This is a genomic window from Amycolatopsis decaplanina DSM 44594 (assembly GCF_000342005.1).
In the GTDB taxonomy this organism is placed as follows: domain Bacteria; phylum Actinomycetota; class Actinomycetes; order Mycobacteriales; family Pseudonocardiaceae; genus Amycolatopsis; species Amycolatopsis decaplanina.
On record NZ_AOHO01000055.1, the window covers coordinates 51,359 to 70,967 of the forward strand.

A 19,609-nucleotide genomic window follows, 5' to 3' on the forward strand; every position below is an offset into this window, starting at 1 on the left:
TCCTCCATTATGAGCCTCGGCGGGCGAAGACCGGGGTCTTCTCGCGCAGGGGACCACTGCCGCCCATGACGGCCGCGAGGGCGGTGAGCTGCGGAAACCGGTCCGAGATCCGGAGTGGCAGCGGCACGGTCCGCTCGTTGAGCGTCCCGTCGAGGGCGGGTTCGATGAGCATCTTGTGCTCCTCCAGTTGCTGCTTCTGGGCGAGCGTGACGGCCACGGCCCGCCGGCGCTGCACGCGGGCGAGATCCCGCGCGGTCAGTGTCCCGCGCAGCAGCGGGGCGGCGAGGATCCGCGCGGCCGCCACGGCGTCCTGCACCGCGATGTTGACGCCCATGCCGCCGACCGGCGACATGGCGTGCGCGGCGTCGCCGATGCAGAGCACCCGGCCGGAGTACCAGTGCGGGAGCTTGGACATCCTGACCTTCAGCAATTTGACGTCGTCCCAGCCGCGGATCTCGCTCAGCTGCTCGTCGTTCCAGCCGAACAGGCCGCCGATCCGTTCCCGGAACCTCTCGATCCCTTCGGCCCGCTGCGCGGCGTCCTGTCCCTTCCTGATCAGGTACGAGGTCTGGAAATAGTCGCCGCGGTCCATGGTCACCCCGGCGAGCCCGCCCTCGAACCGGCCGAACACCTGGGCCTCCTTGCCGGTGTCCTCGAGTTTGGGCACCCGGACCCACCAGACGTCCATCGGCACGTCGTATTCCTTCGGCACGAGTCCCGCTTCCGCGCGGATCAGCGAATCCCGGCCGTCGCAACCGACCACGAGCGGCGCGGCCAGTTCCCGCTCGGCACCGTCGGGATCGCGATAGCGCACGCCGCCGCCCTCGCGCAGGCCGAGCACCTCGGCACCCATCTTGAGGGTGAACGCGGGTTCCCCGGCCGCGGCTTCGGCGAGCAGGTTCAGGAAATCCCATTGCGGGACCATCGCGATGTACTTGTGCGGTCCGGGAATGCGGCTGAAATCGGCGGCGACGATCGTCCTGTCGCCGATCAGCATCCGCATCTTCTCCAGCCGTCGCGACGGCAGTTTCGCGAAGCGCTCGCCGAGCCCGAGTTCGTCGAGCAGCATCAGCGTCGGGGGATGCACCGTGTCGCCGCGGAAATCGCGGAAGAAGTCCTTGTGTTTTTCGAGAACGGTGACCTCGACCCCGGCCCGCGCCAGCAGGAGCCCGAGCACCATTCCCGCCGGACCGCCCCCCACCACACAACACTGTGTACGTTCCATAACCGAGTTGTAGCGCGCCCGGTGGGCCGTCGCCACGTATTCGGGTTCGAAGAGGACCTAGGTCCTACCGGGAATCCTCGCTACGGTGCCGTACTCACCACGCTGCTCGCCTGCGTCGTCGGCGCGGCCGTCGCGGTGATGGGCGGCGCCTTCGACGTCCCCATCACATCGTCCTATGTGGAGCGGCTGGGCCGTGAAGGTGAAGCTGCGGAAATCGACGTACGGCAGGCCGACGCCCTAGGCCCGCAAGCCCGCGATGAGGACCTCGACCATCTTGCGCGCGTTGTAGCGGGGGTCGTTCTCGGCGCCGATACAAAGGTTCCCGACGCCGCGCATGACTTCGAGCGCCTGCAGATCGGAGCGGATCTCGCCGGCCTGCGCGGCCGCGTCGAGCAACCGGGCGCACACCGGCAGGAGGGTGTCGAGGAAATAGGTGTGCAGCGTCTCGAACCCGGCATTGTCGGACTGCAGCACCGCCGCCAGGCCGTGTTTGGTGACCAGGAAATCGACGAAGAGGTCGATCCAGCGCCGCAACGCCTCGTACGGGGAGTCGCTTGCCGCCAGCAGTTCCGGCCCGGCTTCGGCGCACGCGTCGACCTGGTGCCGGTAGACGGCGATGATGAGGTCGGCCCTGGTCGGGAAGTGCCGGTAGATCGTGCCCATCCCGACGCCCGCCTTGGCGGCGATGTCACGGACCGGCGCCTCGACGCCCGAAGCGACGAAGACGGCGGCGGCCGCGTCGAGCAGGGTCTTCTCGTTGCGCCGGGCGTCCGCGCGTTTGGCCTTGGTGCCCTCGTCACTCATCACGCCACTCCTTCACCGCCGAGGTTGCCAAACGGAACACTGCTCCGTATCGTTAGCGGAGCAACGTTCCGCTTGCTTATCTTGCCATGGAGGACATCGTCATGCAGTACCGCACCTTGGGCAGGACCGGTGTGCAGATCAGCACCCTCGCGCTCGGCGCGATGAACTTCGGCGCGATCGGGCGCACCACCCAGGACGAGGTCACCGCGATCGTCGACACCGCGCTGGCGGGCGGGATCAATCTCATCGACACCGCCGACATGTACAGCGGCGGCGAGTCGGAGAAAATGGTCGGGAAGGCCATCGCAAGCCGCCGTGAGGACATCGTGCTGGCCACGAAGGCGAGCATGCCGATGGGCGACGAGCGCAACCATCAGGGCGCTTCACGCCGCTGGCTGGTCACCGAACTGGACAACAGCCTGCGCCGCCTCGGGGTCGACCATGTCGATCTCTACCAGATCCACCGCTGGGATCCGAAGACCAGCGACGAAGAAACCCTTTCCGCGCTGACCGATCTCCAGCGGGCGGGGAAGATCCGCTACCTCGGTTCGTCGACGTTCCCCGCGTATCGCATCGTGCAGGCCCAGTGGGCCGCCCGCGAACACCGTTTCAGCCGGTACGTCACCGAGCAGCCCAGCTACTCGATCCTGCAGCGAGGGGTCGAAACGCATGTCCTGCCCGTGACCGAGGAATACGGGATGGGCGTGCTGGCGTGGAGCCCGCTGGCGTCCGGCTGGCTGTCCGGCGCGATCCGGGAAGGGCGCGAGATCAGCACGAACCGTTCGGGGGTCCTGCCGCAGCGTTTCGACCTGACCCGGCCCTCCAACCGGGTCCGGCTGGAAGCCGTCGAACGGCTGGCCAAGGTCGCCGACCAGGCGGGGCTGAGCCTGATCCAGCTCGCGCTCGGCTTCGTCGTCGCGCATCCGGGGGTGACGAGCGCGATCATCGGGCCCCGCACGCTGGAGCACCTCGAGTCACAACTCGCCGCCGCGGACACGGTGCTGCCGGCCGACGTCCTCGACGCGATCGACGGGATAGTCGCCCCGGGCACCGATCTCGCCCCGGAGGAGAAGCACGACACCCCGCCCGCCCTGCTCGACGCGTCACTGCGGCGACGCTGACCCTCAGGCGAGCAGTTTGTCCAGCTTGGCCCGCACCCTGTCGAGGTCTTCGCTGTACTTGAGCACCGAGCCGAGCGTCCGCGCGGCGGCCGCGGCGTCCAGTTCGGGCATTCCGAGCGCGAGGAGCGCCTGAGCCCAGTCGAGGGATTCCGCCACCCCGGGCGGCTTCAGCAACTCCATCGAGCGGAGCCGGTGCACCGCCGTCGCCACCTGCGCCGCGAGCGCCTCGCCCAGGTTCGGGATCTTGCGGCGCAGGATCTCGACCTCGCGGCCGAGGTCCGGATGTTCCAGCCAGTGATAGAGACAGCGGCGCTTCAGCGCGTCGTGCACCTCCCGCGTCCGGTTGGAGGTGAGCACCACGAGCGGCGGATGTTCGGCCCGCACCTCGCCGAATTCGGGGATCGTCACCGCGTTCTCGTCGAGGAGTTGCAGCAGGAAGGCTTCGAACTCGTCGTCGGCCCGATCGATCTCGTCGACGAGCAGGACACACGGCGCGGTCTGCAACGCCTTCAGCAGCGGCCGGGAGAGCAGGAAACGCTCGGTGTAGAGGGACTGTTCGGCGGCCTCGACGTCGAGGCCGCCGTCACCGGCGGCTTCCAGCGCCCGCAAATGCAGCAGCTGGCGGGGGAAGTCCCATTCGTACAGCGCCTGCGCCGCGTCGATCCCCTCGTGACATTGGAGCCGGATGAGCGGCATGCCGAGCGCTTCCGCCAGTCCCAGTGCGAGCGAAGTCTTGCCGGTGCCCGGTTCGCCCTCACAGAACAGCGGGCGGCCGAGCGCCACGGCGAGGAATCCGGCCGTGGCGACGCCGTCGTCGGCGAGATAGCCGACAGCTTCGAGGGCTTCGGCCAGTTTCTCGGGCGATTCGACGGTCACGTGCCGATCGTAAGCCTCGGGCAGCCCGAGATCAGCGTGGAAGATCCTCGCGGCGGTCCACGTCGTGTCCGGTGCCGAGGTCACCGCATTCCACGAGCCGCAGGTCCTGGCGTCCTTTGAGCCAGTCGCGGGCGCCCTTGTCCCCGGACGCGCCGGCCATGATGTCCAGCCACCAGCGGCGGCCGAGTACGACGGGATGACCGGGAATGCCTTCATAGGCGGCACGCGCGACGATGTTCTCGTCGGCTCCGGCGGCGACCCGGCGGACCACTCCGGCGCCGACGCCGGGTAGATCCACGAGATGCACGACGGCGGCCTCGGCATCGGTCTCGGTGAGCGCGCTCAAGCCCGCGCGCAGTGACGCGCCCATGCCGGACTCCCAGTCTTCGGCCACGACAGCGGCCGCGGAGTCGGGCAAGAGCGCGCGGACTTGCGGGGCCGAGGCACCCAGCACCACCCGGACCGGTGTGCAGCCCGCGTCGGTGAGCACCCGCAGCGCCCGGACGACGAATGGCTCGCCGTGGACGACGGCCAGCGCCTTCGGCCCGCCGAACCGGCGCCCGGCCCCGGCCGCGAGCAGGAGCCCCGCGACCTCAGCCATGTCGCGCTTTGGTCGGCGGCGCCGAGGCCAGATCGGTCTCGATGGCCCGCGCCGCCGAGAGCAGCGACGGCAGTAGTTCCTGCTCGACGGACTCCGGCGTCGTGCGGCTGGCGTGGGTGGAGAGGTTGACCGCGGCCACGACCTTGCCCCGCCGGTCCCGGATCGGCGCGGCGATCGAGCGGAGGCCCTCTTCGAGTTCCTGGTCGACCATCGCATAGCCCTGCTCGTAGACCTTCACCAGTTCGGCGAGCAATTCCTCGGGCCGGGTCATGGTGCGCGCGGTGAGCTTGTCGAGCTTCGCCCCGTCGAGGTAGTCGCGCAGTTCGGCGTCTTCGAGACCGGCCAGCAGGACGTGCCCCATCGACGTCGCGTGGGCCGGGAACCGGGTGCCGACGTTGATGCTGACGGTCATGATCCGCGAAACGGCCACGCGCGCGACGTAGACGATGTCCATGCCTTCGAGCACGGAGACCGAACTCGACTCGTGCACCTCGGCGGAGAGCCGTTCCAGGTGCGGCTGGGCGACCTCCGGCAGCGACAGGCTCGACAGGTACGAGTAGCCGAGTTCGAGGACCCGCGCGGTGAGCGAGAAGTACTTGCCGTCCGTGCGCACGTACCCCAGGTCGACGAGGGTGAGCAGGAACCGGCGGGCGGCCGCCCTGGTCAGCCCGGTGGAGCGGGCGACGTCGCTCAGCGTGAGTTCCGCCGCGTCCGCGTTGAACGCCTTGATCACCGCCAGCCCGCGCTCGAGCGACTGGACATGATGCGCCCCGCGCTCGGTCACCTCGCCTTCGTCCATAGGAGAACCCTAGCCGCCACCTTCTTCCTGGGCTGTAGGCTCACCGAGTTCGGCCAGTACCCGCTGGGCGACGGCGAACGCCGCGTTGGCGGCCGGGGCGCCCGTGTAGACGGCGGTGTGCAGCAGGACCTCGGAGATCTCCTGCGCGGTGAGTCCATTGTGGATGGCCGCGCGGACGTGCATCGCGAGTTCGTCGTGGGCGTGCAGCGCGGTGAGCGCGGCCAGGGTGACGCAACTGCGGGTCTTGCGGTCGAGTCCGTCACGCGACCAGACCGTTCCCCAGGCACCCCGGGTGATGTAGTCCTGGAAGGGGCGGCTGAACTCGGTGGTGCGGGCGACCGCACGATCGACGTGCGCGTCCCCGAGGACCTCGCGGCGCACCTTCATACCGGTCTCGTAGGGGTCTTCGCTCATCGGGCGGCCTCCAGATGTTCGAGGATCAACGCGGTGAACCGCTCCGGCTGTTCGAAACTCCCCAGATGCGCGGCGCCTTCGACGACCTCGAGCCGCGCGTCCGGGACGCCGCCCGCGATCACCTCGGCGTGCTCGACCGGCGTGGCCGGATCCTCGGCCCCGGCGATGACCAGGGTTCGCGCCGCGATCTTGGGCAGGTCGCCGACGAGGTCCATCCGTTCGATGGCCTGGCAGGACGCCGCGTATCCCTCGGCGGGGACGCTCGCGATCATCTCGCGCAAGTACCCGGCCCGCTCGGGGTGGGCGGCGGCGTAACCCGCGGTCAACCAGCGGGCGGCCCCGGCCTCGGCGACCGCGGCGGTGCCGTTCTCCCGGACCGTTTTCGCCCTGTCCGCCCACATGCCAGGCGGCCCGAGTTTCGCGGACGTGCAGCACAGCACGAGGCTCGCGACCCGGTCCGGCGCGTTCACGCCGAGCCACATCCCGGTCATCCCGCCGAGCGAGAGCCCGACGACATGGGCGCGTTCGGCGCCGTGCTCGTCGAGCAGCGCGAGCAGATCCCCGCCGAGATCCGCGAGCGTGTACGGCCCGGACGGGACCGGGGACACGCCGTGCCCGCGGGTGTCGTACCGGATCACCCGGAAACCCTGTTCCACCAAGGGTTTCACCTGCGGTTCCCACATGCGGTGATCGCTGCCGAGCGAACCGCTGAACACCACGACCGGACCGTCCGCGGGCCCGTCCGCGACGCTGTGCACCTTCACCGGCTCAGACATCGAAGAAGACCGTTTCTCCCTCGCCCTGCAACCGGATGTCGAACCGGTAGCCGTCGCCCGTCTTGGTGGCGACCAAGGTGCGCTGGCGGGCCTCCGGGACCGACGCCAGCACCGGATCCCCGGAGTTGTCGTTGTCCTCGAAGTAGATCCGGGTGACCACCCGGTGCAGAAGTCCGCGCGCGAGCACCGAGACGTCGATGTGCGGTGCCTGCGTGCTGCCCGCCGGACCGGGCAGCGAACCGGGCATGATCGTCCGGATCTCGTAGCTGCCGCCCGGATCGGTGGGGCAGCGTCCGAAGCCACGGAACCCGCTCGCGACCGCTCCGCGCGGGTCGTCGGGGTGATCGAACCGGCCGTCGGCGTCGGCCTGCCAGGTCTCGATCATCGCGTCCGGGACCGGTTCGCCCGCGCCGTCGAGGACGCGGCCGTGGATACGGATCGCGGCCGGTTCGCCCGCGGGGACGACGTCCGGCCCATCCGGCCAGGGCAGGCCGATGGACAGGTAGGGACCGACGGTCTGGGAAGGCGTCGTCTCCGGCATCAGTGCTCGTCCTCCTCGTCTTCGAAGACCGAAGCCTCGCGGCCGCGCACGACGATGTCGAACTGGAAGGCCAGCGCCCACTCGGCTTCCGTGCGGTCGAGGTCGAAGCGCGCGATCATCCGCTGCCGCGCCTTCTCGTCCGGGATGGAGTTGAAGATCGGGTCCTGCGAGAACAGCGGGTCTTCCGGGAAGTACATCTGGGTGACCAGCCGCTGGGTGAACGCGCTCCCGAAGACGGAGAAGTGGATGTGCGCCGGCCGCCAGGCGTTGTCGTGGTTCTTCCACGGGTACGCGCCCGGCTTGATGGTGGTGAAGGTGTAGCGCCCTTCGGAGTCGGTGAGCGTCCGGCCCGCGCCGTCGAAGTTGGGGTCCAGCGGCGACGGCCAGCGGTCCCCGGTGTGCCGGTACCGGCCGCCCGCGTTCGCCTGCCAGATCTCCACGAGCGAATCGCGGATCGGCCGCCCGTCGCCGTCGAGCAGCCGTCCGGTGACGATGATCCGCTGGCCCTGCGGCTCCCCCGCGTGGCCCTTGGTGAGGTCGTTGTCGAACTCGCCGATCCTGCCCGGCCCCAGCGCGGGCCCTGTGACCTCGGTCAGCAGATGCGGGAGCACGATCAACGGCTCTTTCGGATGCCGCAGCGCCGTCGACCGGTAGCCGGCGTAGTCGAGCGGCGGATGCGTGCCCTCCGGATCGCGCCGGTAGCGCGGGAGCCTCAGTTCTACGGGTGCGGACATGGTCTTCCCTCCAGCGCGAGTCAGTGGATCACTGGGCTTCGAGGACGACGGCCAGCCCCTGGCCGACGCCGATGCAGATGGCGGCCAGCCCCCACCGGCCACCGCCGCGGCGCAGGTGGTGGGCCAGGGTGCCGAGGATCCGGCCGCCGGAGGCGCCCAGCGGATGCCCGATCGCGATCGCGCCGCCGTTCACGTTGACGATCTCCGGGTCGAGCTTCGACCAGTCCCGCAGGCAGGCCAGCGACTGCGCGGCGAAGGCCTCGTTCAGTTCCACGGCCGCCAGGTCTTCCCAGCCGATCCCGGCGCGTTCCAGGGCTATCTCGGCCGCGCGCACCGGCCCGATGCCGAAGACGTCCGGGTCGACGCCCGCCGCACCCCGGCCGGCGATCCGGGCCAGCGGCGCCCTGCCCAGCCGTTTCCCGGCCGCCTCGTCGCCGAGCAGCAGCGCGGAGGCGCCGTCGTTCAGCGGCGACGCGTTCGCGGCCGTGACCGTCCCTTGTGGACGGAAGACGGGCTTGAGCTTCGCGAGCTTCTCCGGGCTGGAGTCCGGCCGGATGCCTTCGTCGCGGGCGAGTTCGACACCCTCGACGGGGACGACGTGGTCGTCGTAGAACCCCTCGTCCCAGGCACGGGCGGCGTTGAGGTGACTGCGTACGGCGAACGCGTCCTGCTCGTCGCGGCCGATGCCGTAGCGCTCGGCGAGCTGCTCGGTGGACTCGCCGAGCGAGACCGTCCACCGCTCGGGCATCTTCGGGTTGACCATGCGCCAGCCCAGCGCGGTGGAGTGCAGCGTCTGGTTGCCCGCCGGGAAGGCCTTTTCCGGTTTCTGCATGACGAGCGGCGAGCGGCTCATCGACTCGACCCCGCCCGCGACGGCGAGTGAGGCGTCGCCGACCTGGACCGAACGGCTGGCCTGCATGACGGCGTCGAGGCCGGAGCCGCACAGCCGGTTGACCGTGGCACCGGGCACGGTCGTCGGCCAGCCCGCCAGCAGCGCCGCCATCCGCGCGACGTTCCGGTTGTCCTCGCCCGCGCCGTTGGCGTCGCCGAGCACGACCTCGTCGACGGTGGCCGGGTCGAGGTCGTTGCGCTCGGCCAGCGCCCGCAGCACGGTGGCGGCGAGGTCGTCCGGGCGGACCCCGGACAGGGCGCCGCCGTATTTGCCGAACGGGGTACGGATGGCGTCGAACAGGAAGACGTCGGTCATGCGCTCGCCCTTTTGAGGTCTCGGAGGATGCGGAGTTCTGCCTCGGTCGGCGCCGGGGTGGTCCCCAGGTCGCCGGACACCTTCAGTTTCCACCCGGTCGCCTGGACGACCTGATCGACCTCGACGCCGGGGTGGAGTTCGGTGAGCGTGAGCTCGGCGGTCTCCGGGTCGGGCCGCATCAGGCCGAGGTCGGTGACGACCAGCGTCGGGCCGGCGCCGGGAAGGCCGAGCCGCTCGCGATCGCCCTTGCCGGTGCCGTGGCCGAACGATGTCACGAAGTCGACCTTCTCGACGAACGTGCGAGTGCTCTGCCGGAGTACCACGAACACCTCGCGGCACGAGGCCGCGATCTCGGGTGCGCCGCCCGCACCGGGGAGTCGCACCTTGGGATTGGTGTAGTCCGGGCCGATGACGGTGGTGTTGATGTTGCCGAACTTGTCCAGCTGGGCGGCGCCGAGAAAGCCGACGTCGATCCGGCCCGGCTGGAGCCAATAGTTGAAGACCTCGGGGACGCTGACCACGGCGTCCGCGGTGTCTGCGAGTTCGCCGTCGCCGATGGACAACGGGAGCCTGGTCGGTTTGGCGCCGAGGCAACCGGATTCGTAGATCAGCGTCAGGTTCGGCGCGTGCCCGCGGCGGGCGAGGTTGGCGGCCGTGCTGGGCAGGCCGATGCCCACGAAACAGGACATCCCGTCGCCGAGGGCACGAGCGGCGGCGACGCTCATCATCTCGTCTGAGGTGTACTCGGTCATGCCTTCACTCCCGTCAGCTCGTCGAGCCAGCGGGTGAAGCTCTCCCTGTCCCGGCCGATGGCGTCCCATGCCTGGTAGGCGTCGTTGTCCCGTTCGTAGTACCCCGCCGCGTACGACGGCCTCGCGCCGCCGGGCACCTCGGCCACGGCGGTGACCGCCCACGACGGCAGCACGATCGCACCCGGCCGGGGCTCCAGTTCGTCCACGACCTCCTCGACGGTGACCAGCGATCGCTTAGCCGCGAGCACCGCCTCCTTCTGGACGCCCGTGATACCCCAGATCTGGACGTTTCCGGACCTGTCGGCGCGCTGGGCGTGCACGATCGTCACGTCCGGGTTGAGCGCGGGGACGGCGGCCAGCCGCTCCCCGGTGAACGGGCAGGTGATGGGCTTGATCGTTTCGGTCCGTGCGGGAAGATCGGTGCCGGTGTAGCCGCGCAGGACGGCGAACGGCAGGCCCGAGGCGCCGGCGACATACCGATTCGCCATGCCCGCGTGACTGTGTTCCTCTATCTCCAGTGGCACCGGCCAGGAGTGCTGGACCGCGTCACGGAACCGGTGCAGCGAGCCGACCCCGGGGTTGCCGCCCCACGAGAAGATCAGCTTGCTCGCGCAGCCCGCGCCGATGAGCTGGTCGTAGACGATGTCCGGGGTCATGCGGATCAACGTCAGGCCGGTGCGGCGCTGGCGGATGATCTCGTGGCCGGCGGCCACGGGAATGAGGTGCGTGAAGCCCTCGAGCGCGACAGTGTCCCCGTCGTGCACCAGCCGTGCCACGGCGTCCTTCAACGACAGCAGCTCCGCCATCCCCACTCCCGGCCTGTTCGTATCGCGCACACATGTTCTGCATATGAACATAGCATGGTTCGGCGGGGCCGCGCACTCCTTCTTCGAGTGGGAGTCCGCGAAGAACGTCGAGCGCGCCGATCCGGCTCAGCCGATCCCGCTGCCGGACGGGAACCATTCGACGGCCTTGAAGTCCCCGCTCTCGACCCGTTCGAAGGTCGCACTGCTCAGGCACGGCGGCACGATCCGCTCGTGCCCGGGATCAGGCCCCCAGCTGTAGCCGAGCCTGTCGTGCCTGCCGTTGTCGTACACCGTCATCCCGACCCGGCGGTCCTTCAGGCCGGGAACGTTCGTGTCTTCGACGATGCCGGTGACCACGGCGACCGGGCCACCGACGACCAGACAGTCGATCCTGCCCCGGAAGTAGGCGGAGAACCCTTCACCCGCGTGACTCACCCGGAACGTCCCCTTGCTTTCCGGGAAGAGACCGTGCGCGTCGAAGGCGAACCGGACGTCCTGGCCGTCCTCGCGCAGCATCTTGGCGCTGCCGACCAGGCTCGGTTCGGACGGCTTCCCCTTGCCCTCTTCCGTGCCCGAGGCCGGACCGGCCGCGACGAGTGTCGTGGCGAGGACCATCGCGGCGCCGACGGCCGCGAGTTCTCGTGATCGTTTCATTTCCACCCCTGGAATCCCCTGCTCGCGGAGCCTTTCCGCGCTCACCACGATTCCGGCGCGCCGGACGGCGACGACTCCCCCGTGCAGGGGAAGCACCTCCCTCACAATGGGGATTCCCGTATTTGGGATACCAATCGCCGCACACTAGGCTGAGGACGTGACCTCCACGATCGCGGTGACCCGGTGGGTTCCCGACGAAGCGCTGAAAGTGCTCGCCGAAGCCGGGGAGGTGAAACTCTCGCGCGCCGACCGGCCGCTGACGCCGGACGAACTGCGCGAGTTCGTCCGGGGCGCGTCCGCGATCGTCGGCATGCTGCACGACCGGATCGACGGCGCGGTCGCCGACGCGGCGGGCCCGGAACTGAAGGTCGTGGCGAACGTGGCCGTCGGCTACGACAACGTCGACGTCGCGGCGCTGGCCGGACGCGGGATCACCGTCACCAACACCCCCGGCGTGCTCACCGACGCCACCGCGGATCTGGCGTTCGGGCTGATCCTCGCGGTGACGCGACGGCTCGGCGAAGGCGAACGGCTGATCCGCTCGCGCACCCCCTGGTCGTTCCATCTGGGTTTCCTGCTCGGTTCCTCTCTGCAGGACAAGACGCTCGGGATCGTCGGGCTGGGCCAGATCGGGCAGGCGGTCGCGCGGCGGGCACTCGGTTTCGGCATGCGGATCGTCTACTCAGGACGATCGCGGGCCGCCGAAGACGTCGAGAAGACCTTGAGCGCGAAGTACGTGTCCTTCGGTGAACTGCTGGAAAGCTCCGACGTCGTTTCACTGCACTGCCCCCTGACTCCGGAAACCCGGCATCTCATCGACGCGGACGCGCTGAAGTCGATGAAACCGGGCGCGTACCTGATCAACACCACACGCGGCCCCGTCGTCCACGAGGCCGCGCTGGCGGACGCGCTGGAAGCCGGCGAGATCGCCGGAGCGGGCCTCGACGTGTTCGAAGCCGAACCCGACGTCGAGCCGCGCCTGCTGGATCGCGAAAACGTCATATTGACGCCACACCTGGGATCGGCGACGGTCGAGACCCGTACCGCCATGGCCGTGCTCGCGGCCGAGAACGTCGCGTCGGTGCTCACCGGCGGAAACCCGCTGACGGAGGTTCGTCCATGACTCGTGTGGTCATCGCGCCCGACAAGTTCAAAGGAAGCTTGACCGCGGTCGAGGCCGCGGAGGCGATCGCCCACGGCGTCCGCGACGCGCTGCCCGAAGCCGAGGTCTCCTCCTGCCCCGTCGCCGACGGCGGCGAAGGAACACTCGACGTCCTCGTCGCGGCGGGTGGCCGTCTAGTGGAAGTCCCGGTCCGCGGGCCGCTCGACGACACCGTCGACGCGCGCTACGTGACGCTCGACGGAACGGCCTACATCGAATCGGCCCGGGCGTGCGGCATCGAATTCGTCGAGCCGAGCCCGGAGGTGGCGCTCGCCGCGCACACCTGGGGCGTCGGCGAACTTCTGGCCCACGCACTCGACAACGGCGCGCGGCGGCTGGTGCTGACCGTCGGCGGAACGGCGAGCACCGACGGCGGCGCCGGGATGCTGGCGGCACTGGGCGCCGGGGTCTTCGACGCGTTCGGCGCGCCGGTCGGACTCGGCGGCGGCACGCTGGGCCGCGTCGCGCTGGCCGAACTCGGCCCGGTGCGCGAAAGGCTCGGCTCCGTCGAGGTCGCCGTCGCCACGGACGTGACGAATCCGTTGCTCGGCCCCCGTGGCGCGGCCGCGATCTTCGGCCCGCAGAAAGGCGCGGGCCCACGCGAGGTCGAGCAACTGGACGAGTCCCTGTCCCGCTGGGCTCAGGCGTTGCGGAACGCGGGGACCCCCGACGTCTCCGATCTTCCCGGAGCGGGTGCGGGCGGCGGGGTCGCCGCCGGTGCGATCGCGGGGCTCGGCGCGGGAGTCGAATCCGGTTTCCAGCTGATCGCCGGCCTCACCGGCGTCGCAGGCGCAATCGAACGCGCCGACCTCGTCATCACCGGCGAGGGCTCGTTGGACGAGCAGAGCCTCGACGGCAAGGCCCCGGCGGGCATCGCGGCCCGCGCGCAGGAACACGCGGTGCCGCTGATGGTGCTGGCCGGACGGATCCAGCTGGACCAGAGCCAGCTCGCCGGCCTCGGGGTCGTGGGCAGCGCCGCCCTTATCGACCACGCGCCCTCGCTCGACCACGCGCGTGCGCACGCGGCGGAACTCCTGCGCGAGCGGGCCGGCGAGCTCGTCCGTGCCTGGGCCCGGACTTAGTGAGAGGTAAGGCGAAAGTCTCAGGTAGCGGTCTCCGCGACGCTGGGCGTCGGCGGACAGCGTCGGATCGTGACGGCAGCTCTTCGCGTGTCGCGAAAGCCACTTTCGGGACATCAGACGTCGCGAAAGTGGCTTTCGCGACAGCACCGCCGGACGATCGTGAACCGTCCGCCCACCCGCGACTTAGCGCCTGAACCCGCCAGGCTCAGCTGCCAGGCTGGGGCTGAGCCTGCGGGAGTACGGCGAAGGCGACTTCGCCTGTTTCGTCCTGCTGGACGTCGAGCACCTTGTCGTCGAGCAACGCGGCCGCTTCCGGCTCCAAGAACACCTTCGGGCCGCCGTCGGCGCCGAGTACCTTGTCTCCGCTTTCAGGTTCGGGAGCGACGGAAACCGCGAGCTGAGGACTGTCCCCTTGCTGGGAATGCATCGCGAACCGCAGCCCGCCCCCATCTTGGCCGTTCTCCTGCCCGGTCAGTGCGGTGATCGCCTCGGCGGCGGCCTCGGTGACTGTCAGCATCTCTGCCCTTCCTTCGTCGCGGTCTTGCACTTGAGCGACCACGCTAGGGGGTGTCGGCATGGCCTGCCGTCTGAGTGAAGATCATTTCTCGCCGACGTCCGGCTCCTCCTCGGCCAGCCGCATGGCGTGCGACTCGCCCTCGCGGATCTCCGCGGGCGTGGTCCCGAATCGGTCGGCGCCGCTCCAGTGCTCGGGCGGTTCTACACCTTCTTCGAGCGGGTCGACGCGGAGCTCGTCCTCGTCGAGCGCCTCGCTGGGATCCAACGTTTCCGGCTCCGCGGTCTCACGGTCGCTCATCGGCCGCTCCCTCCTGATCGGACGTTGGCCGGGGCGTGCTGTACTCGACCCGGTCCCTGTGGCTTACCCGGCGTCTCCGCAGGCCAAACGGCGGCGCTGTCGCGGGGATCACAATTTCTCAGGTGGTTCATTAGCTTCACAAGTTTGTGAAATAAGGAGTAGCGTCGTCGGTATGACCACCACCAGGTGGGCGCCAGGGCACCGGATCATCCGGCGCGCGCCGGAACGGCACCACGAACTCGGCAACCATGCCGCTTGGTACCTCGTCGCCGGTGTCGCCGCCACCGGCCTGCAGGCGGTGCTGTTCCTTTTCCTCCAGCCGGTCCTCGGCCCCCAACCGGCCAACCTGGTCGCGCTCGCGGTCACGACCGTCGGGAACACCGAGTTCCATCGCCGGGTCACCTTCGCCACCCGACAGAGCCAAGCGGGCAAGCGGCATTTCCAGGATCTGGTGACGTTCGCCTTCTACGCCGCGTACGGCTCTATCGTGCTCGCGTCCCTCGACGCGGTGATCACCGAGCCGACCGCACTGGAACAGACAGGCGCCCTGCTCGCGGCCAGCGTTGTGGGCGGCATCGCGCGCTTCGCGGTCCTTCGCTGGTGGGTCTTCGCGCGCCGGAACACCTAGTGTTCATCACGTGGCAGAGATCAATGGCCCGCACGACGGCGGCTCGGAACCCGATTACCGATTCACGCTCGCCAACGAACGAACCTTCCTCGCCTGGCTCCGGACGGCGCTGGGCCTGCTGGCCGGCGGCGTCGCCGTCCATCAACTGGTTCCCGACCCGAGCGCGCTGAGCAGCGTCCTGGCGGGACTGTGCGTCGTACTGGCCGCCGTCCTCGCGGCGAGCGCGTACCCGCGCTGGCGGCAGGTGCAGACCGCGATGCGCGCGGGACGGCCGCTGCCGAAGAGCGGGATGCTGATCCTGCTGACCGCCGGGATCCTCGTGATCACCCTGACGGCCGCGGCGCTGGTGGTCTTCTCGTGAACCCGGGCGATCACGGAGCGCAAGCGGAACGAACCGGGCTGGCGTGGCGCCGGACCGCGCTCGCGGCTACTGCCTGCACACTCCTGCTGGTGCACACCGCGGCCAGGAGAGGCTGGGGAACGACGGTCATCCCGGTCGCGTTCGCGGGCGCCATGGTGATCACCTTGGTCACCGTCGGCGCGATCCGTGAACGAGCACTGCGCCGTCCGGAAACCCCGAAACCTCTTAACCCATTCCTTGCTGTCACAGCGTCGGCACTCGTCGTAGCGACGGCGGTCGCACTGATCGCGGTGCGCTAAGTGCCGCGCACATGCTGCGACCCCGAAGCCCCTTTTCGCGACGCAGAGTCTCGGTTGTATTAAGCCGACTCCGGCGAATGGGCTATCTCTAGTTGAAATCTTTACTGCCGTCCGATCGACGCCTACGATTACGCTGCGTCGCAACGGCGGTAGATGAATCTGGATCTTACGGAGCATCTGCCGCCCGCAATCGTTACGGAGTGTTGACCCCTAGACAGCGACGGTCGCAGGGTCGGCCGGGGAGGACGACCATGCAAGCAACTTCTAGCGCGTCCAGAACCGTCACCCCCGATGCGGTCCCGGGATACACGACTCCGGAGAACCTGCCTCGACCGGGCGGACGGCTGACGAAGGAGGACCTCGATCCCCTCGTCAAGGACGCGGGCGACGGGAATCCCGCCGCCATCCAGTCCCTGCTGCGGATGATCGGGCCCGTCGTGGTCCGGTACTGCCGCGCGAGAATGGGTGGCCGCGACCTGTCCTACCTGTCGGCGGACGACGTCGCGCAGGAAGTGTGCATGGCGGTGCTGAAGGCGCTGCCCGGCTATCAGGATCGCGGCGGTTCGTTCCTCTACCTCGTGCACGCCATCGCCGCCAACAAGGTCGCCGACGCCTACCGCGCGGTCTCCCGGGACCGGTCGGAACCGGTCCCGGAACTGCCGGAACGGCCCATCGGCGACAACGAACCGGAAACGCACGCCCTGCACCTGGACCTCGGTGCCCGGCTCAACCGCCTGCTGTCGACCCTTCCGCGTGTGCAGCAGGAGATCCTCGCCCTCCGCATCGCCGTCGGCCTTTCCGCCGCCGAAACCGCCGAGGCGCTCGGGATCTCCGCCGGCAACGTGCGCGTGACGCAGCACCGCGCGCTGACCCGCCTGCGGACGATGGTCAAGCAGGACGAATTCTGATCTCCCTTCCCCCTGCCGCGGGTCGTTGATCGGCGGTTCTCAGGCGCCTGGACCCCGCGCCGCCCACTTGTCGCTTGTCGTGAGTGGTAAAGACGGTTAGAACCGTCCTTACCACTCACGAGAGGCGATAAGCCCGCCGCGCGGTGCCGTCGAAGAACTCCAGCCGCTCGGCGTCGCTCAGCGAGCCCGTCAGCGAGAACGCAGTGTCCACGACGACTTCGTACGCGGCCGCGAGTTCGCAGACCGGCCAGTCGGAGCCGAACATCAGCCGCGAGGCCCCGAAGGACTCCAGTACGTGCTCGGCCCAGCGCGCCAGATGTCCGACCTTCCACCGCGCCCAGTCCGCCTCGGTCACCAGCCCCGAAAGCTTGCAGTACACGTTGTCCAGCTCCCCCAGAGCCGCGACACCGTCCGCCCACGGCTGCCATTCACCCGAGGAGATCGGCGGCTTCGCGGCGTGGTCGAGCACGAAAACCTGATCCGGCAACGCTTTCGCTACGGCGAGGGCCGCGGGAAGCTGCGGTGGCTTCACCAACAGGTCGTACGCCAGCCCGGCCTCGCCGAGAGCGGCGAGACCGCGCAGAACCTCGGGCCGCGTCAGCCACGACGGGTCCGGCTCGTCCTCCACCTGATGCCGGATTCCCACCAGGGGACCGGAAAACGCGGCCACGCGCTCGGCGACATCGGGGGCGGTGAGGTCGGTCCAGCCGACGACGCCCACGATCAGCGGCTCGGCACGAGCGGCGGCGAGGAACTCGTGGGTCTCTCCCTCCGACGAGACCGTCTGCACCAGCACGGTCCCCTTCACCCCCGCCGCCTTCGTCACCGTGCGGAGATCGTCCACTGTGTACGGACGGCGGATCGGTTCCAGCGCCGTACCGGTCATCCACGGGTAGTCCCGCCGCGAGGGGTCCCAAAGATGGTGGTGCGCGTCGATCACGGCTCCTCCTGCCTCAGCACGGTGTCCTCACGCAACAGTCCCGCACGGATCAGGTCCGTCCACAACGCGCGCGGCACCGGGCGCCGGAACCGTTCCGCGTTGAGCCGGACCTGGCCGGGATCGTGCGCGCCGACGACGACGGACACCACCGCCGGATGCGCGGCGGGCAGCGCCAAGGCCGCTTGAGGGAGTTCGACGCCGTGCCGCGCGCAGACGTCGGCGATCCGCTGGGCGCGCTCGACCAGTTCGGCGGGAGCCTCGGCGTAGTCGTACATCGTGCCCGGCGACGTGGTGGCGAGGATCCCCGCGTTGAACGCGCCGCCCGCCACCACGTCCACGCCGCGTTCCGCGCACAGCGGGAGAAGATCGTCGAGCGCGGGCTGGTTGAGCAGGGTGTACCGGCCCGCCAGCAGGATCACGTCGAGATCGAAGCGGCGGACGAACTCCGTGAGCATCGGCGCCTGGTTCATCCCGGCCCCGATGGCGTCGACGACACCCTGCTCCCGCAATTCGAGCAGCGCGGGGAACGCGCCGTTGACGGTGTCTTCGAAATGTTCGTCCGGGTCGTGCACGTAGACGACGTCCACGCGGTCGAGCCCGAGCCGCTCCAGACTGTCGTCAAGCGACCGGAGGATCCCGTCGCGGCTGAAGTCCCAGCGGCGTTTGTACACGGCGGGGACGACGAAACCTTGCGAGTCGGTGCGCGAAGCACCGCCGGGATCGGGTTCCAGTACCCGGCCGACCTTGGTCGAGATCACGAACTCCGCGCGGGGATGAGCCGAAAGCGCCGCGCCCAGCCGCCGTTCCGACAGGCCGAGACCGTAGTGCGGGGCGGTGTCGAAGTACCGGATGCCTTCGTCCCACGCCTGCCGGACGGTCGCTTCGGCCGTCTCGTCGGTGATGGCGTGGTACAGGTTGCCCAGCTGCGCGCAGCCGAGCCCCAGCGGGGACAGGGAGATCTTCACGGAAGCTCCCAAACGAGGCCGAGACCCGAATCGCCACCCGAGTAGTCGTCTTCGACGTCGAGCAGTTCCGACATCCGTGCCTGCCACGGGATGTTGGCCGGATGATCGCGCAGGACCGCGCGCATCTTCGCGTAGTCCTCGACCTCCACCACGTGGAACAGGTCGAGACCGTCCCGCCAGATCCGCCACGAACGCACGCCCGCTCCGCGCAGGGCTTCGTCCAGGTCGGGCGGAATGACGGCGTGGACCGACTCGTATTCGGCCTCCTTACCCGGCTTCAACCGGGTGTGGAGTGCCACTCTTTGTAGTGCGACACCGTGGGTCACCGCGCCTCCTTGATTCTGAACATGGCACTCTGTCAACTAACACTCAAACATCCGAGGTCTTCGGGGGAGGGCGGTGGGACATGCCGGTCACCGATGTCGCGATCGACAAGATCAAGGACATGATCATCTCCGGCGAGCTTGCTCCGGGCGACAGGCTGCCGAAGGAGGCCGAACTGGCCCAGCGGCTCGGCCTGTCCCGCAGTTCGCTGCGCGAAGCGGTGAAGGCGTTGTGCCTGATCCGCGTGCTCGACGTCCGCCAGGGGGACGGAACGTACGTCACCAGCCTCGAACCGAATCTCCTCCTCGACGCGATGACGTTCGTGGTGGACTTCCACCGCGACGACACCGTGCTGGACTTCCTCGCCGTCCGCCGGATCCTCGAACCGGCGGCGACGGCGATGGCCGCGATGCACATGAGCGACGAGGGCATCGCGGAACTAGGCCGCCTGCTCGACGAACTGGCCGACTCGCCGACGGTGGAGGCGCTGGTCGCGAACGACCTGCAGTTCCACCGCAAGATCGCCGACGGCTCCGGCAATCCGGTGCTGTGCTCGCTGCTGGACAGCCTGTCCGGCCCCACCGCGCGCGCCCGCATCTGGCGCGGGCTCACCCAGGAGGGCGCGGTCGCGAAGACCCGCGAGCAGCACACGGCGATCTACGAAGCCATCGCCGCCCGCGAACCCGAACTCGCGCGTTCGTGGGCCACCGTGCACGTGGCGGGGGTGGAGCAATGGCTCCGCAACGCCCTCGGCACCGCCGACGACCCCACCACGGCCGCCGAAGCTTCCTGACACAGCATTCCTCCATGGATGCT

Annotated in this window: 26 protein-coding genes; 8 read left to right on the forward strand and 18 right to left on the reverse strand. The window is 69.4% G+C overall.

The annotated features are described in order from the left end of the window. Window positions 1-7: 7 nt before the first annotated feature. Both H074_RS17400 and H074_RS17405 read right to left on the reverse strand, forming a co-directional pair. On the reverse strand, window positions 8-1,225 hold the full coding sequence (locus tag H074_RS17400; protein WP_083920438.1) for an FAD-dependent oxidoreductase: 1,218 nt from the start codon (window positions 1,223-1,225) through the stop codon (window positions 8-10). Window positions 1,226-1,462: 237 nt separating this feature from the next. Next, window positions 1,463-2,029 carry a TetR/AcrR family transcriptional regulator gene (locus H074_RS17405; RefSeq protein WP_007031353.1) on the reverse strand — a complete coding sequence of 189 codons (567 nt, stop codon included), beginning with the start codon at window positions 2,027-2,029 and terminating at the stop codon, window positions 1,463-1,465. A 101-nt stretch (window positions 2,030-2,130) separates the two neighbouring features. Here H074_RS17405 and H074_RS17410 point away from each other — a divergent pair, with 101 nt between their 5' ends. Continuing rightward, window positions 2,131-3,150, forward strand: a complete 1,020-nt coding sequence (locus H074_RS17410; RefSeq protein WP_007031354.1) for an aldo/keto reductase — start codon at window positions 2,131-2,133, stop codon at window positions 3,148-3,150. A gap of 3 nt (window positions 3,151-3,153) precedes the next feature. Here the strand turns inward: H074_RS17410 and H074_RS17415 are convergent, their stop codons facing one another. The 11 genes from H074_RS17415 to H074_RS17465 form a co-directional block, all read right to left on the reverse strand. Further along, window positions 3,154-4,026, reverse strand: coding sequence for an AAA family ATPase (locus tag H074_RS17415; protein ID WP_039922813.1), 873 nt, complete (start codon window positions 4,024-4,026; stop codon window positions 3,154-3,156). Between the two features lie 31 nt (window positions 4,027-4,057). Beyond that, window positions 4,058-4,627: a nucleotidyltransferase family protein gene (locus tag H074_RS17420; protein WP_007031356.1), complete on the reverse strand. Its 570-nt coding sequence runs from the start codon at window positions 4,625-4,627 to the stop codon at window positions 4,058-4,060. Beyond that, on the reverse strand, window positions 4,620-5,426 hold the full coding sequence (locus H074_RS17425; RefSeq protein WP_007031357.1) for an IclR family transcriptional regulator: 807 nt from the start codon (window positions 5,424-5,426) through the stop codon (window positions 4,620-4,622). The genes H074_RS17420 and H074_RS17425 overlap by 8 nt, the downstream gene beginning before the upstream one ends. Window positions 5,427-5,435: 9 nt before the next feature. After that, window positions 5,436-5,840, reverse strand: a complete 405-nt coding sequence (gene pcaC, locus H074_RS17430) for a 4-carboxymuconolactone decarboxylase (protein WP_007031358.1) — start codon at window positions 5,838-5,840, stop codon at window positions 5,436-5,438. Continuing rightward, window positions 5,837-6,616: a 3-oxoadipate enol-lactonase gene (gene pcaD / locus H074_RS17435; protein ID WP_039922706.1), complete on the reverse strand. Its 780-nt coding sequence runs from the start codon at window positions 6,614-6,616 to the stop codon at window positions 5,837-5,839. The genes pcaC and pcaD overlap by 4 nt, the downstream gene beginning before the upstream one ends. Further along, window positions 6,609-7,157 (reverse strand): protocatechuate 3,4-dioxygenase subunit alpha, encoded by a 549-nt coding sequence (pcaG, locus tag H074_RS17440; protein WP_007031360.1) that lies wholly within the window; start codon window positions 7,155-7,157, stop codon window positions 6,609-6,611. Before pcaG ends, pcaD begins: the two co-directional genes overlap by 8 nt. After that, complete coding sequence (pcaH, locus tag H074_RS17445) at window positions 7,157-7,891, reverse strand: protocatechuate 3,4-dioxygenase subunit beta (protein ID WP_007031361.1); 735 nt, start codon at window positions 7,889-7,891, stop codon at window positions 7,157-7,159. Before pcaH ends, pcaG begins: the two co-directional genes overlap by 1 nt. A 28-nt stretch (window positions 7,892-7,919) precedes the next feature. Further along, a complete protein-coding gene (locus H074_RS17450; protein ID WP_007031362.1) occupies window positions 7,920-9,098 on the reverse strand; it encodes a thiolase family protein in 1,179 nt (392 codons plus the stop codon). Continuing rightward, window positions 9,095-9,850: a CoA-transferase subunit beta gene (locus H074_RS17455; protein WP_007031363.1), complete on the reverse strand. Its 756-nt coding sequence runs from the start codon at window positions 9,848-9,850 to the stop codon at window positions 9,095-9,097. Before H074_RS17455 ends, H074_RS17450 begins: the two co-directional genes overlap by 4 nt. Next, window positions 9,847-10,656, reverse strand: a complete 810-nt coding sequence (locus H074_RS17460) for a CoA transferase subunit A (RefSeq protein ID WP_007031364.1) — start codon at window positions 10,654-10,656, stop codon at window positions 9,847-9,849. Before H074_RS17460 ends, H074_RS17455 begins: the two co-directional genes overlap by 4 nt. A 126-nt stretch (window positions 10,657-10,782) precedes the next feature. Then, the gene (locus H074_RS17465) at window positions 10,783-11,310 is read right to left on the reverse strand and encodes a hypothetical protein (protein WP_039922707.1); all 528 of its coding nucleotides are present in this window, start codon (window positions 11,308-11,310) and stop codon (window positions 10,783-10,785) included. A gap of 157 nt (window positions 11,311-11,467) precedes the next feature. Between H074_RS17465 and H074_RS17470 the strand changes: the two genes are divergently transcribed. Both H074_RS17470 and H074_RS17475 read left to right on the forward strand, forming a co-directional pair. Then, window positions 11,468-12,433: a 2-hydroxyacid dehydrogenase gene (locus tag H074_RS17470; protein ID WP_007031366.1), complete on the forward strand. Its 966-nt coding sequence runs from the start codon at window positions 11,468-11,470 to the stop codon at window positions 12,431-12,433. Beyond that, window positions 12,430-13,554, forward strand: a complete 1,125-nt coding sequence (locus H074_RS17475; protein WP_007031367.1) for a glycerate kinase — start codon at window positions 12,430-12,432, stop codon at window positions 13,552-13,554. Before H074_RS17470 ends, H074_RS17475 begins: the two co-directional genes overlap by 4 nt. A gap of 205 nt (window positions 13,555-13,759) precedes the next feature. On the opposite strand, the gene H074_RS17480 is transcribed toward H074_RS17475, so the two are convergent. Beyond that, on the reverse strand, window positions 13,760-14,071 hold the full coding sequence (locus H074_RS17480; protein ID WP_005153325.1) for a hypothetical protein: 312 nt from the start codon (window positions 14,069-14,071) through the stop codon (window positions 13,760-13,762). A gap of 81 nt (window positions 14,072-14,152) precedes the next feature. Next, window positions 14,153-14,368, reverse strand: a complete 216-nt coding sequence (locus tag H074_RS17485; protein WP_007031368.1) for a hypothetical protein — start codon at window positions 14,366-14,368, stop codon at window positions 14,153-14,155. A 172-nt stretch (window positions 14,369-14,540) separates the two neighbouring features. Here H074_RS17485 and H074_RS17490 point away from each other — a divergent pair, with 172 nt between their 5' ends. The 4 genes from H074_RS17490 to shbA all read left to right on the forward strand — a co-directional run bounded on the left by H074_RS17490 (window position 14,541) and on the right by shbA (window position 16,564). Next, entirely contained in the window at window positions 14,541-14,996 is a 456-nt protein-coding gene (locus H074_RS17490) for a GtrA family protein (protein WP_007031369.1), read from the forward strand. Between the two features lie 10 nt (window positions 14,997-15,006). Continuing rightward, window positions 15,007-15,357 (forward strand): YidH family protein, encoded by a 351-nt coding sequence (locus tag H074_RS17495; RefSeq protein WP_007031370.1) that lies wholly within the window; start codon window positions 15,007-15,009, stop codon window positions 15,355-15,357. Then, entirely contained in the window at window positions 15,354-15,656 is a 303-nt protein-coding gene (locus H074_RS17500) for a DUF202 domain-containing protein (protein ID WP_007031371.1), read from the forward strand. The genes H074_RS17495 and H074_RS17500 overlap by 4 nt, the downstream gene beginning before the upstream one ends. Window positions 15,657-15,907: 251 nt before the next feature. Beyond that, window positions 15,908-16,564 (forward strand): RNA polymerase sigma factor ShbA, encoded by a 657-nt coding sequence (shbA, locus tag H074_RS17505; protein WP_007031372.1) that lies wholly within the window; start codon window positions 15,908-15,910, stop codon window positions 16,562-16,564. 115 nt (window positions 16,565-16,679) lie between these two features. Here the strand turns inward: shbA and H074_RS17510 are convergent, their stop codons facing one another. From H074_RS17510 to H074_RS17520, 3 genes are read right to left on the reverse strand one after another with little or no spacing between them, the layout of a single operon-like run. Continuing rightward, on the reverse strand, window positions 16,680-17,504 hold the full coding sequence (locus H074_RS17510) for an amidohydrolase family protein (protein WP_007031373.1): 825 nt from the start codon (window positions 17,502-17,504) through the stop codon (window positions 16,680-16,682). Next, the gene (locus H074_RS17515) at window positions 17,501-18,469 is read right to left on the reverse strand and encodes an aldo/keto reductase (protein WP_007031374.1); all 969 of its coding nucleotides are present in this window, start codon (window positions 18,467-18,469) and stop codon (window positions 17,501-17,503) included. Before H074_RS17515 ends, H074_RS17510 begins: the two co-directional genes overlap by 4 nt. After that, on the reverse strand, window positions 18,466-18,768 hold the full coding sequence (locus H074_RS17520) for an L-rhamnose mutarotase (protein WP_007031375.1): 303 nt from the start codon (window positions 18,766-18,768) through the stop codon (window positions 18,466-18,468). Before H074_RS17520 ends, H074_RS17515 begins: the two co-directional genes overlap by 4 nt. A 107-nt stretch (window positions 18,769-18,875) precedes the next feature. Between H074_RS17520 and H074_RS17525 the strand changes: the two genes are divergently transcribed. Beyond that, complete coding sequence (locus H074_RS17525; protein WP_007031376.1) at window positions 18,876-19,586, forward strand: FadR/GntR family transcriptional regulator; 711 nt, start codon at window positions 18,876-18,878, stop codon at window positions 19,584-19,586. Window positions 19,587-19,609: the final 23 nt, after the last annotated feature.